General features: G+C 64.8%; 14 protein-coding genes. 9 read left to right on the plus strand and 5 right to left on the minus strand.

Features of this window, described 5'->3' with window-relative positions; translation table 11 throughout:
• The first annotated feature begins 122 nt into the window (after positions 1-122).
• Entirely contained in the window at positions 123-1,571 is a 1,449-nt protein-coding gene (locus J2R76_RS14185; protein WP_076833091.1) for a UdgX family uracil-DNA binding protein, read from the plus strand.
• Positions 1,572-2,105: 534 nt separating this feature from the next.
• On the plus strand, positions 2,106-3,728 hold the full coding sequence (locus J2R76_RS14190; RefSeq protein WP_057015669.1) for an inorganic phosphate transporter: 1,623 nt from the start codon (positions 2,106-2,108) through the stop codon (positions 3,726-3,728).
• Between the two features lie 91 nt (positions 3,729-3,819).
• Here the strand turns inward: J2R76_RS14190 and J2R76_RS14195 are convergent, their stop codons facing one another.
• The gene (locus J2R76_RS14195) at positions 3,820-4,728 is read right to left on the minus strand and encodes a LysR family transcriptional regulator (protein ID WP_057015750.1); all 909 of its coding nucleotides are present in this window, start codon (positions 4,726-4,728) and stop codon (positions 3,820-3,822) included.
• Positions 4,729-4,867: 139 nt separating this feature from the next.
• On the opposite strand from J2R76_RS14195, the gene J2R76_RS14200 reads away from it, so the two are divergent.
• Positions 4,868-6,049, plus strand: coding sequence for a cytochrome P450 (locus J2R76_RS14200; protein WP_057015670.1), 1,182 nt, complete (start codon positions 4,868-4,870; stop codon positions 6,047-6,049).
• A 3-nt stretch (positions 6,050-6,052) separates the two neighbouring features.
• Here J2R76_RS14200 and J2R76_RS14205 read toward each other — a convergent pair whose 3' ends face one another.
• Positions 6,053-7,225: a M20 aminoacylase family protein gene (locus J2R76_RS14205; protein WP_057015671.1), complete on the minus strand. Its 1,173-nt coding sequence runs from the start codon at positions 7,223-7,225 to the stop codon at positions 6,053-6,055.
• A gap of 262 nt (positions 7,226-7,487) precedes the next feature.
• Here J2R76_RS14205 and J2R76_RS14210 point away from each other — a divergent pair, with 262 nt between their 5' ends.
• Positions 7,488-7,913 (plus strand): hypothetical protein, encoded by a 426-nt coding sequence (locus J2R76_RS14210; RefSeq protein ID WP_057015672.1) that lies wholly within the window; start codon positions 7,488-7,490, stop codon positions 7,911-7,913.
• Between the two features lie 43 nt (positions 7,914-7,956).
• Here J2R76_RS14210 and J2R76_RS14215 read toward each other — a convergent pair whose 3' ends face one another.
• Positions 7,957-8,583 (minus strand): pyridoxamine 5'-phosphate oxidase family protein, encoded by a 627-nt coding sequence (locus tag J2R76_RS14215; protein WP_141339524.1) that lies wholly within the window; start codon positions 8,581-8,583, stop codon positions 7,957-7,959.
• Between the two features lie 164 nt (positions 8,584-8,747).
• Entirely contained in the window at positions 8,748-9,518 is a 771-nt protein-coding gene (locus J2R76_RS14220; RefSeq protein ID WP_076833082.1) for an IclR family transcriptional regulator C-terminal domain-containing protein, read from the minus strand.
• A 170-nt stretch (positions 9,519-9,688) separates the two neighbouring features.
• On the opposite strand from J2R76_RS14220, the gene J2R76_RS14225 reads away from it, so the two are divergent.
• From J2R76_RS14225 to J2R76_RS14245, 5 genes are all read left to right on the plus strand, one after another.
• Positions 9,689-10,180 (plus strand): MaoC family dehydratase, encoded by a 492-nt coding sequence (locus J2R76_RS14225; protein WP_057015674.1) that lies wholly within the window; start codon positions 9,689-9,691, stop codon positions 10,178-10,180.
• A gap of 11 nt (positions 10,181-10,191) precedes the next feature.
• Positions 10,192-10,644, plus strand: a complete 453-nt coding sequence (locus J2R76_RS14230; RefSeq protein ID WP_057015675.1) for a MaoC family dehydratase — start codon at positions 10,192-10,194, stop codon at positions 10,642-10,644.
• A gap of 231 nt (positions 10,645-10,875) precedes the next feature.
• On the plus strand, positions 10,876-12,183 hold the full coding sequence (locus J2R76_RS14235; protein ID WP_076833079.1) for an MFS transporter: 1,308 nt from the start codon (positions 10,876-10,878) through the stop codon (positions 12,181-12,183).
• A gap of 197 nt (positions 12,184-12,380) precedes the next feature.
• The gene (locus J2R76_RS14240) at positions 12,381-14,000 is read left to right on the plus strand and encodes a GMC family oxidoreductase (RefSeq protein ID WP_141339522.1); all 1,620 of its coding nucleotides are present in this window, start codon (positions 12,381-12,383) and stop codon (positions 13,998-14,000) included.
• Between the two features lie 7 nt (positions 14,001-14,007).
• Entirely contained in the window at positions 14,008-14,910 is a 903-nt protein-coding gene (locus J2R76_RS14245; RefSeq protein WP_141339520.1) for an alpha/beta fold hydrolase, read from the plus strand.
• 26 nt (positions 14,911-14,936) lie between these two features.
• On the opposite strand, the gene J2R76_RS14250 is transcribed toward J2R76_RS14245, so the two are convergent.
• Positions 14,937-15,446, minus strand: a complete 510-nt coding sequence (locus tag J2R76_RS14250; RefSeq protein ID WP_229190019.1) for a DUF2721 domain-containing protein — start codon at positions 15,444-15,446, stop codon at positions 14,937-14,939.
• Positions 15,447-15,473: the final 27 nt, after the last annotated feature.

The raw sequence follows: 15,473 nt of genomic DNA on the forward strand, positions 1-15,473 counted from the left end.
TCATCGATTCATGAGTGGAATCAATGGGATTCAGCAGCCGCCGAACCGGACAGGCCCTGATCTTCCGCAAGTCAGGCACGCAGGCCCCGAAAATGACGGCGTGACGGAAACGGAGCAATCGCATGCGCATCATCGTGCTCGACAACGACACCGATTTCGAGGGCTGGCGCAAGGCCGCGCGGCGATTGGCGCTGAACGATGTGAAGCCCGCGGAGATCACATGGACCGTACGCAGCGACGACGAATTGTCGTCGGCATCCTGCGTGAATGAATTGCCGGATACGCCGCAGGCGCGGTTCAATGTGTCGGCCAAATTCGTCGAGCTCGCAAAGGCCGCGATCCTGCATCGCAGTGACGAACGCTTTGCCCTGCTCTATCGCCTGCTGTGGCGGCTGCGCAGCCGTCACGATCTGCTCAGTGCGACCGATGATCCCGATATCGCCGAGGTCCACGCGATGGCGCGCGCGGTCTATGTCGATATCGACAGGATGCATGCGCATCTGCGCTTCCGCGAGATCGGCCGCGAGCGGACGGCTCATTACGTCGCATGGTTCGAGCCGGAGCATCACATCGTCGAGCTTGCCGCGCCGTTCTTCGCCGGCCGCTTCGCCGACATGCCGTGGTCGATCCTGACCCCCGACGTCTGCGCACATTGGGACGGGCACGCGATCTCGATCACGCCGGGCGTCGCCAAATCCGAAGTGCCGACCGAGGACCGGCTCGAGGAGGCCTGGCGGCGTCACGACAACGGCCGCTTCAATCCCGCACGGCTGAAAGTGATGGAGATGCCGCAAGCCTATTGGAGGAACCTGCCCGAGGACTCGATCATTAAGCCTCTGATCGAAGACGCAATGCGCATGACCAGCGGCCCCTTCATCGCACGCAAGGCGGCCGAGCCGCAGAAGCGGCAGGATACGCCGATGCCCCGCAAGCAAGTTCAAGGCAAGCAAGTTCAAGGCAGGCAAGCTCACGACACCATCGCGGCCTTGCGCGAGGAGGCCGCCGATTGCCGCGCCTGCCCGCTGTGGAAAGACGCAACCCAGACCGTGTTCGGCGAGGGACCGCAAAGCGCAACGCTGATGCTGGTCGGCGAGCAGCCCGGCGACAAGGAAGATCTCGCAGGCCACCCCTTCGTCGGACCGGCCGGCCAGATGCTCGATCGAGCGCTGCAGGAAGCCGGCATCGATCGCCGCAAGGTCTATGTCACCAATGCAGTGAAGCACTTCAAATTCGTGCCGCGCGGCAAGATCCGGCTGCACCAGAAGCCGAGCACACCGGAGATCCGCGCCTGCCGCCAGTGGTATGAGCGCGAGCTCGCCACCATCAAGCCGGACCTCGTGATGGCGCTCGGCGCCACCGCGGCGCAGAGCGTGCTCGGCAAGATCACGCCGATCAACAAGAACCGCGGCCATCTGATCGACCACGACGGAACCAAGGTGCTCGTCACTGTGCACCCGTCCTATCTGTTGCGGCTGCCGGATGAAAAAGCCAAGGCGCTGGAATATCAGCGCTTTATCGACGACCTGAAAATCGCCGCACATCAGTTGCGCAGATCAGTCGATGCAGCTTGAGTTCCGTAAAACCAGCGGAACCTGAGGAACCACATCGCAACGAGAAATTGTTCTAAGCCGCGGACAAATACCTACAACCTTTAATTGATCCGTGGTAGGGTAGCATGTTCCGCAGGTATCGGGCGTCATGTTCACGCCATGACGTACCCTGAGGCGGGCGCGCTGCGCGGTTTGCTAGCCCCGATCGTGCGGCGCGCCACCTCATCTCTCAATCCCCCTCCCTCATTTCGCAACCTTCCACTCGCAGGCGCCCGCCGAATTCTCCGGCTGCCCGGCCGGCCGGATGCCGGTGTGATGTCCTCCGCACATTGTCTCGTCCCGCGAAACGCAGGCCAGAGGTTTCCGTCGCGATCGGCAATCCCTTTTTGCTGAAGATTGCCACGAGGCCGCGAAGGCACGTGCGCGCTCAATGCGTTGCACAAAACTTCGGCTCGATGTCCACCGCCACGGGAGACCGCGCGTCTCGCGGGCCGGATTTCAATTGCTTGTCATATGCATCGATCAAAATCGGGAGCATTGGGACAGGAGTTTACCATGAGCGATATGGCGTTACCCGGCTCGATCGAGCCCGCCCTGAAAAAGGGTCCGGACCTCGACAAGGGCTTTCATCCTCTCACCGGGGTTATCTATTTGGGCGTGGTTGCGGCCGCGCTGCTGTTCGTTGCCTACAGCATCTATGCCGATGTCGACGCCACCGGCACGCGCATCACCTCGTTCCTGCCGTATATCCTGCTGTTCGTCGCGCTGCTGATCGCGCTCGGCTTCGAATTCGTCAACGGCTTCCATGACACCGCGAACGCGGTCGCCACCGTGATCTACACCCGCTCGCTGCCGGCGCATGTCGCCGTGGTGTGGTCGGGCATGTTCAACCTGATCGGCGTGCTGCTCTCCAGCGGCGCCGTCGCGTTCGGCATCGTCTCGCTGCTTCCGGTCGAACTGATCCTGCAGGTCGGCAGCAGTGCCGGCTTTGCCATGGTGTTCGCGCTCTTGATCGCCGCCATCATCTGGAATCTCGGCACCTGGTGGCTCGGCCTGCCGGCCTCGAGCTCGCACACCCTGATCGGTTCGATCATGGGCGTCGGCATCACCAACGCGCTGCTGCGCGGCCGTGACGGCACCTCGGGCGTCGACTGGTCGCAGGCGACCAACATCGCGAAGGCGCTGCTGCTGTCGCCGCTGTTCGGCTTCGCGCTCGCCGCCGGCCTGCTCTACCTCCTCAAGATCGCGCTGCAGCGCGCGACGCCGGCGCTGTTCGGCGAACCGGTCGGCGACCAGCCGCCGCCGTGGTGGATCCGCGGCATCCTGATCCTGACCTGCACACTGGTCAGCTTCTTCCACGGCTCCAATGACGGTCAGAAGGGCATGGGCCTGATCATGCTGATCCTGATCGGCACCGTGCCGACCGCCTATGCGCTGAACCGCGCAATGCCCTCGAGCCAGATCGAGCTGTTCACGGCGCACTCGACCGCGGCCAGCAAGGTCATCGAAGGCAAGGCCGCCGGTTACAACGTGATCGGCAACCCGCGCCCGGCTGTGACCAACTATGTCGCGCAGCACCAGATCAACGAAGGCACCTTTCCGTCGCTTGCGGTGCTGGTGCGCGACATCGGCCAGCAGGTTGCCCAGTATGGATCGCTGGCCAAGTTCCCGGCTGACGCGGTCGGCAACACCCGTAACGACATGTACCTGGCGTCCGAGGCGATCCGTTTCCTGATGAAGGACAAGGAAGCCGAGCTGACCGCTGCCGACATCGCCACGCTGAACCAGTACAAGGGCTCGCTCGATGCCGCGACGAAGTTCATCCCGAGCTGGGTGAAGTTCGCCGTCGCCATCGCGCTCGGCCTCGGCACCATGGTCGGCTGGAAGCGTATCGTCGTCACCGTCGGCGAGAAGATCGGCAAGACCCACCTGACCTACGCGCAGGGCGCCTGCGCCGAGATCACGGCGGCCGCGACGATCGCGGCGGCCGACGGCTACGGCCTGCCGGTCTCGACCACGCACGTGCTGTCGTCAGGCATCGCCGGCACCATGGCCGCCAACGGCTCCGGCCTGCAATGGGCCACGATCCGCAACATCGCGATGGCCTGGGTGCTGACGCTGCCGGCCGCGATGATCATCTCGGGCGTTCTGTACTACGTGTTCTACCACCTGTTCTGACGCCCCACGCTTTCGGCGCAGCAACGCGCCGGACAAAGGCCCGCACTCCGGTGCGGGCCTTTTGCTTTGGACCTGCAGCCCGGCTCCTTGCTCAGGCGGCGCAGGCCTTCGCAACCTCGGCCAGCAGGCCGCGCGCCCATTTGTGCAAGCCGGATTTGGCCGTCCTGGCGCCCCAGTGCATGTCGATCGAGATCGGCACGCGGAACGGCAGCGCAGCGACATGGAGGCCGCCGCGCATCGCCCGCGCCAGATGATGCGGGATAGTCGCGACGAGCCTGGTGCCTGTGATGATGCGCTCCAGACTGTCGTGGTTGGGCAGGCTGACCACTGGCTCGATCTCGATCTTCCTCGCCCTCAGCGCCGCGAGATAGAGCGGCTGCCACTCACCGCTGTGGGTGATGAAGACATGCTCGGCCCTGGCATAGGCCGACAGCGCGATCCGGCCGCGCGCCAGCGGATTGGCCCGATCCATCACGCAGACGTAGTGGTCGGTGAGGATATGGCGCCGGAAGAAGCCTTCGCCGGCGATGCCGACCGGACCAAGCACGATGTCGCACTGGTTCTGCTTGAGATGGACATCGCCGTGGCCCGCGGCATCGAGCAGGACGAGACGGACTTGCGGCGCGCCGGCGCGCAGCCGCGTGCTGAACTGCGGGATCAGGGTCTGGCGTTCGTGATAGTTGCAGGAGATCGTCACGCTGCCCTGCGTCGTCGCCGGATCGAATTCCGCCGGTGAGGCAAGCCCGTCGATCTCGCCGATCATCTCCCGCGCCCAGGTAACCAGCGTCGCGCAGCGCTTGGTCGCCGTCACGCCATTGCCGCTGCGAACGAACAGCGGGTCATGCAGCGCGCCGCGCAGCCGCTCGATCGCATAGCTGATGGTGGACTGGTTGACGTCGAGCCGTTTGGCCGCGGCGGAGAACGACTGCAGGTCATAGACCAGCACAAGGGTCCGCAGAGTCCCGATGTCGATCGGATCGATCGAGGAATTGGCCGCCACCCTTGCACCTCCCGCATTGCTGGCGGCCCAGCCTAGCACAAGGTCATGGAATATTTCGATGGTCCGGATCAATCCCATCGAATTGAGCGATCGTGCACCCGGAGCTAGCCTTGGCGAAAAAGCGCTTCCGGGAGGACCAATGACCAGCGCCGTGCCTGTCGTCACCGATATCGCGTATCAGGATCTGCTCGACGACCCCTATCCGATCTTCCGCCGGCTGCGCGAGATCGCGCCGGCGGTCTTCGTCGCGCCCGCGAAGCTGACGCTGGTGACGCGCTTCGACGACATCATGCGGATCGAGCGCGATCCCGCGACCTACTCGGCCGATAATCCGGCCTCGCTGGTCAACAAGGTGATGGGGCCGACCTTCATGCGCAAGGACGGCGCCGAGCATGCGATCGGCCGCAAGGCGATCGAGCCCTCGTTCCGTCCGGCCACAATCAAGGAGCATTGGGCGCCGCAATTCACCGCGATCGCAGAAAAACTGATCGATGATCTGTTGGCGACCGAAGAGGCCGATCTGTTCTCCGCCCTTGCCGCGCCGATGGCCTCGCTCAGCCTGATGGCAATGATCGGGTTTCGCAAGATGCCGTGGCAAACCCTCGCCGAGTGGTCGCAGGCGCTGATCGACGGCGCGGGCAATTACGCCGCCGACGCCGAGATCGAGCGCAAGGCGATGCAGGCGAGCGCCGAGGTCGATGCCGCGATCGACGCGGTGCTCGACGATCACCGCCGCCAGCCGAATCCTTCGGTCCTGTCCTCGATGATCAATGCCGATCCGCCGATGCCGATCGAGGGCATCCGCGCCAACATCAAGGTGATCATCGGCGGCGGCCTGAACGAGCCGCGCGACGCGATCCTGACGCTCGTGCTCGGCCTCCTGGAAAACCCGCCGCAGAAGAACAGCGTGCTGGCAAAGCCGGATCTGTGGCCGGCCGCGCTCGAGGAAGCGGTGCGCTGGATCTCGCCGATCGGCATGTATCCGCGCCGCGTCACCCGCGATGTCGATCTTTCCGGCATCACGCTGCCGCAAGACCTTCAGATCGGCCTTTGCGTCGGCGCCGCGAACCGCGACGGCAGCCGCTTCGCCGAGCCGGATCGTTTCGACGTGACGCGGCCCAAGCAATCGCATCTGGCGTTCGGCGCCGGACCGCATTTCTGCGCCGGCACCTGGGTGTCGCGGCTGACCGTCGGCAAGATCGTGGCGCCGATGCTGTTCGCGCGCCTGCGCAATCTGCGCCTCCGCGCGGAGGCTCCGCCGGTCGTGCGCGGCTGGGTGTTCCGCGGTCCGGTGACGCTGCCGGTGCGCTGGGACGCTTGAGCCTCACGCCGCCAATGCGTTCTCGACGATCTTCACGAAATACGACGTGCCGAAGACGATCGCCTCGTCGTTGAAATTGTAGGCGGGGTGATGCAGGCCGGCGCTGTCGCCGTTGCCGCAGAAGATGAAGGCGCCGGGCCGCGCTTCCAGCATGTAGGAAAAATCCTCGGCGCCCATCAGCGGCGGCATCTCGTGCACGTTGGACGCGCCCGCGACCTCGCGCGCGATGCGGCTCGCGAATTCGGTCTGCGCCTCATGGTTGACGGTGACCGGGTAGCCGCGCTCATAGGTCAGATCGATCTTCGCGCCGGTCATCTTCGCAACGCCGTCGACCACCTCGCGCACGCGCTTCTCGATGAGGTCGCGCACCTCGCGGGTCAGCGTGCGCACGGTGCCGCGCAACTCCGCGGTCTGCGGGATCACGTTGCGGGCGTTGCCGGCGTGGAATTCGCACATCGAGATCACGGCGGAGTCGAGCGGATCGACGGTGCGCGCGACGATCTGCTGCAAGGCGGTGACGAGCTGCGCGCCGACCAGCACGGAATCGATGCATTTGTGCGGACGCGCGGCGTGACCGCCGAGCCCTTCGATCTTGATGTCGATCGCATCGGTCGCGGCCATGATCGGGCCGGTGCGGATCGCGAACGAGCCGATCGGAATCCCCGGACCGTTGTGCATGCCGTAGACCTGCTCGATGCCGAAGCGGTCCATCAGGCCGTCCTTGATCATCGCGGCGGCACCCGCTCCGCCCTCCTCGGCCGGCTGGAAGATCACGACCGCCTCGCCGGCGAAATTGCGCGTCTCGGCGAGATAGCGCGCCGCCCCCAGCAGCATCGCGGTGTGGCCGTCATGGCCGCAGGCGTGCATCTTGCCCGGCGTCTTCGAGGCGTAGGGCAAATTGGTCTGTTCGTGAATCGGCAGCGCATCCATGTCGGCGCGCAGGCCGATCACCTTGACGTCGCCCTTCGCCGGCCCCTTCTTGCCCTTGATGACCCCGACCACGCCGGTCTTGCCGAGCCCGGTCGCGACCTCGTCGCAACCGAACTCGCGCAACCGGTCGGCGACGAATGATGCAGTGCGGTGCACATCGTAGAGCAGCTCGGGGTTTTCATGGATGTCGCGGCGCCAGGCCTGGATATCGGGTTGCAGATCGGCGACGCGGTTCACGATGGGCATGAGAATTCTGGCCTCAGAGGTTGGACGTAAGTCATCTCTAGCATGCAAGAGCCGGTCCACCCAAACAGATGTGGCATGCTCGCGGCTGGAGCCTGCATTCGCAATCGGGATGCGGGCCGTCCCTCGCTGGACTTTGCGCAGACCTCAGGTCTGATATCATCGCATCCGACCAAAGCCTAATAGTGCGGCACATATCCCGCACGGATACTACCCCAGGTTTCCCGCACCGAAATCCTCTCGCCTTCCAACACGGAGCGGCTGCATGACGCCGGATCAAGCGGTCCTGTTTTCCACCATCATCCTGCTGGTGCCGATGGGATACTTCCTGCTGGCGGCGCCGGCGTTCCTGCTTGTGAAGCTCGACGTCCCGCCGGTCACACGGCTGCTGCGTGGCATGTTCAATGCCTACTTCCTGGTGCTCACTGTTTCGGGCGTGATCGGCACGCTCGCCTTTGCCACGGCCGGCCGGTTCGCCGTTGCGCTTGGCATCGCCTTGATCGCGGCGTTCGCGGTGCTGGCGCGCCGATGGTTCTTGCGGCGGCTCGATGCTGAGGCGGACGCGCGAGACTCGGGTGATCCCACCGCGGTGCGGCGGCTGCGCCAGCTGCATTGGGGCGGCATGCTGTGCAACGCGGTGCAGGTGTTCGCTCTGGTCGGCAGCATTCCCTACATGGCGCCGCTGCCCTGATCGCGGTTTGCTCGCTCGTCCGGATGCGGTTCCCGGCTGTCCGCTATGCGTCACGTTTCCGATGCGGATCGTACTTCGAAAGGACGTCCTTGAGATAATCCCGGCTTTTCCATTCCGGGGCGGGCGGCTCGTACCCGGGCCGAGGCACGTAAAGATTCGCCGGTACGTCCGCTGAGGCGCCCATCAGGTCCGGAACGTAGCGCGGGCAATTTGGAAAGATCTCGCATTTGACGCGCACGACGACCTTCGCGCCATGATGCCCGGCAAGCACTTCGGCGCTGTCGTGGATCGTTGCCTTGCCTCGGATGCGCGTGCGAAACGTCTTGCCGTCGAGCCGTACAAACAGCAACCCGACGTTCGGGTTGCGGTGAATATTGCCGAGCGTGCGGTACATGTTGTTGCCGTCGTATTCAGGGAATTCAAGCGTATCGGGCCCTGTGATCCTCACGAAGCCGGGATCGCCGGAACGCATCGAGCAATCGACGTTGTCCTGGTAGCTGGTCGCGATGAAAAAGAAGCGCGTCTCCTCGATGAGCTTGCGGTCCTGTTCCCAGAATTCGAAGTGGAGGCGATGCTTCTCGAGGCCGTCGGCGACACGCCGACCGTCGAAGCGGTCCTGCAACTCACGCATTCCGTCGTGATAGAAAGGGGCGCGGACTGGGTCGGCCACGGCAATCCTCCGGCAAGTTGAGCAATCGATCTGCACTTTGACGTGGCCGCGATTTTCCTTGGCAGTTCACCCGGCCAGCAAGGCGAAAGACTATTCATTCGGCATGGGCGTGGAAAGCCATCCAGGTCCGGAGCGGGTGAAAAGGCGTCGATAACGGCCGTCCCCTACCCTGATGTCAGCATCTGGCTGCGGATCTCCTGCGCGGTGCGGCGCAGCGGCAGCAGGAACTTCTTGCGCGCGCCGGCTTCGCTCACCGTCCCCGAGATCGTGTTGACGCTGAGCGCGGCGACCACCGCGCCCGCGGGATCGCGCAACGGCACCGCGATGCCGCAGATCGCCGGATCGAGCTCGCCATCGACCCAGGCATAGCCGTCGCTCTCGACGCGCGCGAGCAACTCGCCGAGACGCTCCGGATCGGTGACCGTGCGCGGCGTGACCTGCCTGAAGCCCCCGGTCGCGAGATAAGCCTCGCGGGTGCCGGGCGGCAGCGCCGCGAGCATGACGCGGCCGAGCGAGACCAGATGCGCGGGCAGCCGGCTGCCGACGCCAAGATTGGCGGAAAGAATCCGCCGCGCCGGCAGGCGCAGCGCATAGACGATCTCATCCTCGTCGAGTACCGCCATCGCGCAGGATTCGCCGATCTCGTTGCGCAGGTTTTCCAGCGCACGCTGCGCATGACCCCAGTATGGCAAGGCGTTGAGATAGGACAGGCCGAGCCCGAGCGCGCGCGGCCGCAGGCTGAAATAGCGTCCGTCGGAGGCGCAATATTTCAGCGCGATCAGGGTCGCGAGGATACGCCGCGCGGTGGCGCGGTTGAGGCCGGCAGTATCGGCGGCCTCCGCCAGCGTGTGCCGCCCCGGCGGCTTGCCGAGTGCCTCGATGATCGAGAAGCCGCGCGCAATCGCGCGCACGAAGCCGTCACTCTCTTTGCTCATGGCGGGCGCCCAGCTGGTTCCGTCATCGCGCTCATGACATCGCAGCCCGCATGGCGGCCTGCACATGACGCGGCCCTGCGCGCTTGTCAGGGGCTCCCGACCGCGCTAGCGTGAATTCATATAGCGAATGAATTGTTCGCCTGGCGAACTCAATAGCAGGAGGATGCACGATGGCGCAAGCAGAAAGTTCTGCGGCCACCCCGTTCGAAACCGATTTCTGGAAGGACGCGAAGCTGCGCAAGGTGTGGGACGACATCGTCCCCGGCGAGCCGCGCAAGACGCTGCCCTACAAGCTCACGCAGGAAGCGATCGCGCTGTACTGCCGCGCAGTCGGCGAGACCAATCCGCTCTATCTTGACGAAGCAGCCGCCAAGGCCGGGCCCTATGCCGGGCTGATCGCGCCGCCCGCGATCCATATCCTGCTGATGTTCGCCTGCACGCCGGCCGACGACTGGATGCGCTCGCCGGGCACCGTCAATGCCGGGCAGTCGTGGAGCTACAACATCCCGGCACGCCCCGGCGACACCATCACCCTGCAGGCGCGCGCGCTCGACAAGTTCATCAAGCGTGAGCGGTTGTTCGTGGTGCACGACAATGTCTTCTTCAACCAGCATGGCGACGTGATCTGCTCGGGTCGCGGCCAGACCATCCGTCCGATGTAAGGAGGATCACCATGACCACGGCGAATTTCGAATCTCTCAAGGCCGGCGACACCATCGACGGCCCGGCATTTGCGGTTTCGCGCGAATCGATCCGCCTGTTCTGCGACGCGTCGCTCGACTACAACCCGCTGCATCTCGACGACAACTACATGAAGGGCGATTTCGGCAAGACCAATTTCGGCGGCATCATCATGCACGGCATGAACAATTTCGGCCTGATCTCGCGCATGCTGACCGACTGGGCAACGCCTGCCGGCGCGATCCATCGCAGGCTCGAGACGCGCTGGCTGAAGCCGGTGAAGCCCGGCGACACCATCCGTCCGGCCGGCACCATCAAAGCCAAGCAAACGACCGCGAAGTCGCGCTGGGTGCTGGTCGACGTCGCCGTACAGAACCAACGCGGCGAGACGGTCGCAGCCGGCGAAGCGATGCTGGAGTTTCCGCCGAACGCGAAGGCAGGCTAGCCGCGCGCACTCGATCGGAGCAACGGGCTCTTTCGCCCCGCCTGCGGGGACAGGTCGGAAATGCATCGCTAGATGCATTCCGGGTGAGGGCGAGCCTCCGCGAGGGTTGCTGTCACCGTCTATGGGGAGACGGTCCCTCACCCCAACCCTCTCCCCCTAAGAACGGGGCGAGGGAGCCTACCGCCGTCGCGGCACCAACAAACAATCAAATAATCACTTGAGGAGACTTTCATGCAGGATGCGGCCCATTCGCGGCTCTATGGACGGATCGCCTGGCGCCTGATCCCGTTCCTGCTGGCTTGCTACACGGTTGCGATCATCGACCGCTTCAACATCGGCTTTGCCAAGCTGCAATTCCTGCACGACCTGCAGATCGACGACGCCGTGTTCGGGCTTGCTGCCGGCATCTTCTCGGTCGGCTATGTCGCGCTCGAAGTGCCGAGCAATCTCCTGCTGGTCAAGGTCGGTGTCCGCAAGACACTGCTGCGGATCATGGTACTGTGGGGCGCAGTCACCGTGCTACTCGCGCTGGTGCAGAACCAGTATCACCTCTATCTGCTACGCTTCCTGCTCGGCGCCGCCGAGGGCGGCTTCTTCCCCGGCATCCTGTATTATCTGACGCTGTGGTTCCCGGATCGCGTGCGCGGCCGCATGACGAGCCTGTTCGTGATGGCGGTCCCGCTCGGCGGCGTCATCGCGGGTCCCTTGTCGGGCCTGATCATGGATCACATGCAGGGCGTCCATGGCCTGCATGGCTGGCAGTGGCTGTTCATCCTCGAAGGCGGCCCGGCCGTGCTGCTCGGCATCGCCGCCTATTTCTACCTCGCCGACGGACCGCAGGTCGCGAGCTGGCTGAGCGCCGACGAGCGGCGGCAGGTCGCAAGCGATCTCGCCCGCGACCGCGCCGCCGTTCCCGGCACCACGCGGAGCTTCGCGGCGGCGCTGCGCGAGCCGCGCGTCTATCTGCTCTCCTTCATCTACTTCGCGTTCTTCTGCTCGCTCAACACCATCCTGCTGTGGACTCCGACGCTGCTGAAACGCGTCGGCGTGGCGACCACCACCGAGATCGGCTGGCTGAGCGGCGCGATCTCGGTTGCGTCCGCGATCGGCATGGTGCTGATCGGCTACAGCTCCGACCGCACACGGGAACGGCGCTGGCACGTGGTCTGCTGCGGCCTCGTCGCAGCGGCCTGCTTCATCGCCTTGCAGGCCGCGCAAGACAGCGTGCTCCTGACCGTCACGCTGCTTGCCGTCGCCTCGATCGGCATCTTCGCGATCCTGTCGCTGTTCTGGACGATTCCGAACGCGATGCTGGAGGGCAGCGCCGCGGCCGGCGGCATCGCGCTGATCTCGGCGATCGGCTCGTTCGGCGGCGCGGTCTGCCCTGCCCTGATCGGCTGGATGACTGCCGCAACCGGGAGCATCTACGCACCGCTCGCCCTCGTCGGCGCCGTGCTCGGCATCGGCATGCTGACGCTGATCGTCTGTGTTCCCCGCGCGAGCCATGAGGTCACACTGGCCGAACCGAGCCGCCCCTGATCATCCAGCGCACGCCCGGCATCCACTGCCGGGCTTGTGTCGGCCCGCTGCGTCTGGATAGAACTCGGTCCTGACTCTGTCAGAACCGAGTTCTATTTTCTTGTGTTGACGCGTTTTCTTCACGCGAACCGGGCTCCACTTCGCTCGAAAACGCTATAGAAGGGGCCCAACAAAAGACGCTTGCCGGGAACGAGGACATGCCGCGAAGGCTCGAGGGTGATTTCGACTACATTATCGTCGGCGCAGGCACGGCGGGCTGCATCATGGCCAACCGCCTGTCGGCCGATCCGAAGAAGCGCGTGCTGCTGCTGGAAGCCGGCGGCAAGGACAACTGGATCTGGTTTCATATCCCGGTCGGCTATCTCTTCGCGATCGGCAATCCGCGATCGGACTGGATGTTCAAGACCGAGGCCGAGCCCGGCCTCAACGGCCGCGCGCTCGCCTACCCGCGCGGCAAGGTGATAGGCGGCTCCTCCGCCATCAACGCCATGATCTCGATGCGTGGCCAGGCCGAGGATTACGACCACTGGCGGCAGCTCGGCCTCACCGGCTGGAGCTACAGCGACGTGCTGCCGGCGTTCAAGCGGCTCGAGGATCACTTCCTCGGCGAAAGCGAGCATCATGGTGTCGGCGGCGGCTGGCGCATCGAGGCGCCGCGGCTGTCGTGGCAGATCCTCGATGCGGTCGGCGATGCCGCCGAGGAGATGGGCATCAAGCGCATCCCGGATTTCAACACCGGCGACAACGAGGGCACCAGCTACTTCCACGTCAACCAGAAGCGCGGCCGGCGCTGGTCGTCGGCGCGCGGCTTCCTCAAGCCGGTGCTGAACCGCAGCAATCTCAGGCTCGAAACCGACGTGCTGGTCGACCGCCTGGTGATCGAGAGCGGCCGCGCCGCCGGCGTGCTGTTCCGGCAGGGCAATGAGACGGTGGAGGCGCGCGCCCGGGGTGAAGTGATCCTTTGCGCCGGTTCGATCGGAACCACGCAGGTGCTGCAGCGCTCCGGCATTGGTCCGTCCGAATGGCTGTCGCCGCTCGGCATCGACATCGTGCTCGACGTGCAGGGCATCGGCCATAATCTGCAGGACCATCTGCAGCAGCGCGCGATCTACAAGGTCTCCGGCGTGCGTACGCTGAACGAAACTTACTACAATCTCGTGCGCCGCGGCCTGATGGGCCTCGACTACGCATTCCGCCGCCGTGGTCCCCTGACCATGGCGCCGTCGCAGCTCGGCATCTTCACGCGCTCGGACGCGACGCGCTCGCGCGCCAATATCCAGTTCCACGTGCAGCCGCTGTCGCTCGACAAGTTCGGCGATCCGCTGCACCGTTTCCCCGCGATCACGGTGAGCGCCTGCAATCTGCAGCCGAGCTCGCGCGGCACCGTGCGCATCAAATCGTCCCTTCCCGACGACAAGCCGTCGATCGCGCCGAATTATCTGTCGACCGACGACGACCGCCAGGTCGCGGCCGACGCAATCCGCACCACGCGTAGGCTGATGAAGCAGAAGGCGCTGGAGAAACATCATCCCGAGGAATTCCTGCCCGGCCCCTCGGTCGGCGACGACGATGCTTCGCTCGCCAAGGCTGCCGGCGACATCGGCACCACGATCTTCCACCCCGTCGGCACCGCGAAGATGGGAACGGCCAATGATCCGATGGCCGTGGTCGACGAGCGGCTGCGCTTCTACGGCCTGCACGGCCTGCGCATCGCGGATGCCTCGGTGATGCCGACCATCACCTCGGGCAACACCAATACGCCGACGGCGATGATCGCCGAAAAGGCCGCGGCGATGATCCTGCAGGATGCACGATAAAACAACGATGAACGCCCCGAAGCGCTTTCTGGTCGGCGATACCGGTGCACAGGTTGCGGTGGCGCAATGGGGCGAGCCGGCCTCGGACAAGCCGCCGGCGCTGCTGCTGCACGGCACAGGCTTTGTCGCGGAGGTATGGACCGAGGTCGCGGAGGCGCTTGCTGCCGATCACGCCGTCTATGCGCTCGACCGCCGCGGCCATGGCTTGAGCCACAAGCCGCCGGCCGATCGCTATCACTTCCAGGATTTTGCCGAAGACGTCCGCATGGTGGTGGAGCGCCTCGACCTCCATGACATCTACGCCATCGGTCACAGTGCCGGCGCAACCGACCTGCTGCTCGCAGCCAGACTGATGCCCGGTCGCTTCGCGCGCCTGCATGTCACGGAGCCGACCGCGATGGATCCGCGCGCGCCGCGCGCCGGAGGCCTCAGCGACATCGCGAACGGCTCGGTGCAGGGCGTGCTGCGCCGCCGGGCCGAGTTCGACAGCGCCGACGATCTGTTCCAGCGGCTGCGCGCCGCGCCGGCCTTCGCACCATGGACCGAACGGTCGCTGTGGGCCTATGTCCATCACGGCTTTGCGCGGCTCGGCGACGGCCGCATGCGGCTGCTTTGTACGCCGGAAATCGAGTCGGCCCTGCTCGGGCCGATCTTCCAGGCCATGGAGCAAATCTACACCGGCGACGCCCGCGGTAATCCGTTCCCCTGGTTCTGCGACATTGCCTGCCCGGTCTGCATCGCGACCACCGAGCAGTCATGGCCAATCTACAAGGAAATGGCCGACCGCGCCGCGGCGCTGATCCCGCATGCGAGCCGCTGGACGTTCGACGGTGTCGGACATTGCGTCGCGCAGGAAGCGCCGGAGTTGATGGTGGCAGCGCTCACGACATTTGCCGCGCGTGCGCGTTAAGGCGTGCACGTATCAATGCGTTGCGTCTAGCCGTAGTGATCGAACTCGCTCAGGGCAATTCGGACCTCTCGCGCGAAATCGACCAACGACACGATGAAAGCCACAACGGCAACAATGAAGAGAATGGCAACGCCCCGCTCGTGCTGGATGTGAAGGAACGCACTCACAAAGCCGACGACGATGACAACGCTGATCGAAATGCTTCCCATGATGGACCAGAAGATCGCGCGATTGATCATGGTGGCGCGCCGAGCAAGACGCGGCAGGTCTGCCTTGAGCCGGCATCTCGCCTGATCCTGATCCGAAATTTGGTTCAGGTAAATCGATCTGTCGATGATCCGGTTCAGGCGGGAAATCAGCACCGCGATAAAGGCCGCCAATGCGCCAAGCAGAAATGCGGGCGCGGCCGCTTGAGAAATCACTTGAGAGAGCTGACTGACCGACGGCGTATCCGGTAACATCGACTCCACTTTCGGGTTGGCGCGGCTGAAACCAATCGGCCGAGCATTGGCAGCGTGGACCCTGCTGACAATCACGACGCCCGCGTATCGAACCGGCGTCGG

Origin of the sequence: Bradyrhizobium sp. USDA 4532 (assembly GCF_024171315.1) — a bacterium.
Taxonomy (GTDB): Bacteria; Pseudomonadota; Alphaproteobacteria; order Rhizobiales; family Xanthobacteraceae; genus Bradyrhizobium; species Bradyrhizobium australafricanum.

What these genes read in the sequence shown, in the direction of transcription:
- J2R76_RS14185 (WP_076833091.1), top strand. Translation starts at nt 123, where the DNA reads ATGCGCATCATCGTGCTCGACAACGACACCGATTTCGAGGGCTGGCGC.
- J2R76_RS14205 (WP_057015671.1), bottom strand. Translation starts at nt 7,225, where the DNA reads ATGCCCATCGTGAACCGCGTCGCCGATCTGCAACCCGATATCCAGGCC.
- J2R76_RS14245 (WP_141339520.1), top strand. Translation starts at nt 14,008, where the DNA reads ATGAACGCCCCGAAGCGCTTTCTGGTCGGCGATACCGGTGCACAGGTT.
- J2R76_RS14200 (WP_057015670.1), top strand. Translation starts at nt 4,868, where the DNA reads ATGACCAGCGCCGTGCCTGTCGTCACCGATATCGCGTATCAGGATCTG.
- J2R76_RS14230 (WP_057015675.1), top strand. Translation starts at nt 10,192, where the DNA reads ATGACCACGGCGAATTTCGAATCTCTCAAGGCCGGCGACACCATCGAC.
- J2R76_RS14240 (WP_141339522.1), top strand. Translation starts at nt 12,381, where the DNA reads ATGCCGCGAAGGCTCGAGGGTGATTTCGACTACATTATCGTCGGCGCA.
- J2R76_RS14225 (WP_057015674.1), top strand. Translation starts at nt 9,689, where the DNA reads ATGGCGCAAGCAGAAAGTTCTGCGGCCACCCCGTTCGAAACCGATTTC.
- J2R76_RS14235 (WP_076833079.1), top strand. Translation starts at nt 10,876, where the DNA reads ATGCAGGATGCGGCCCATTCGCGGCTCTATGGACGGATCGCCTGGCGC.
- J2R76_RS14220 (WP_076833082.1), bottom strand. Translation starts at nt 9,518, where the DNA reads ATGAGCAAAGAGAGTGACGGCTTCGTGCGCGCGATTGCGCGCGGCTTC.
- J2R76_RS14190 (WP_057015669.1), top strand. Translation starts at nt 2,106, where the DNA reads ATGAGCGATATGGCGTTACCCGGCTCGATCGAGCCCGCCCTGAAAAAG.
- J2R76_RS14210 (WP_057015672.1), top strand. Translation starts at nt 7,488, where the DNA reads ATGACGCCGGATCAAGCGGTCCTGTTTTCCACCATCATCCTGCTGGTG.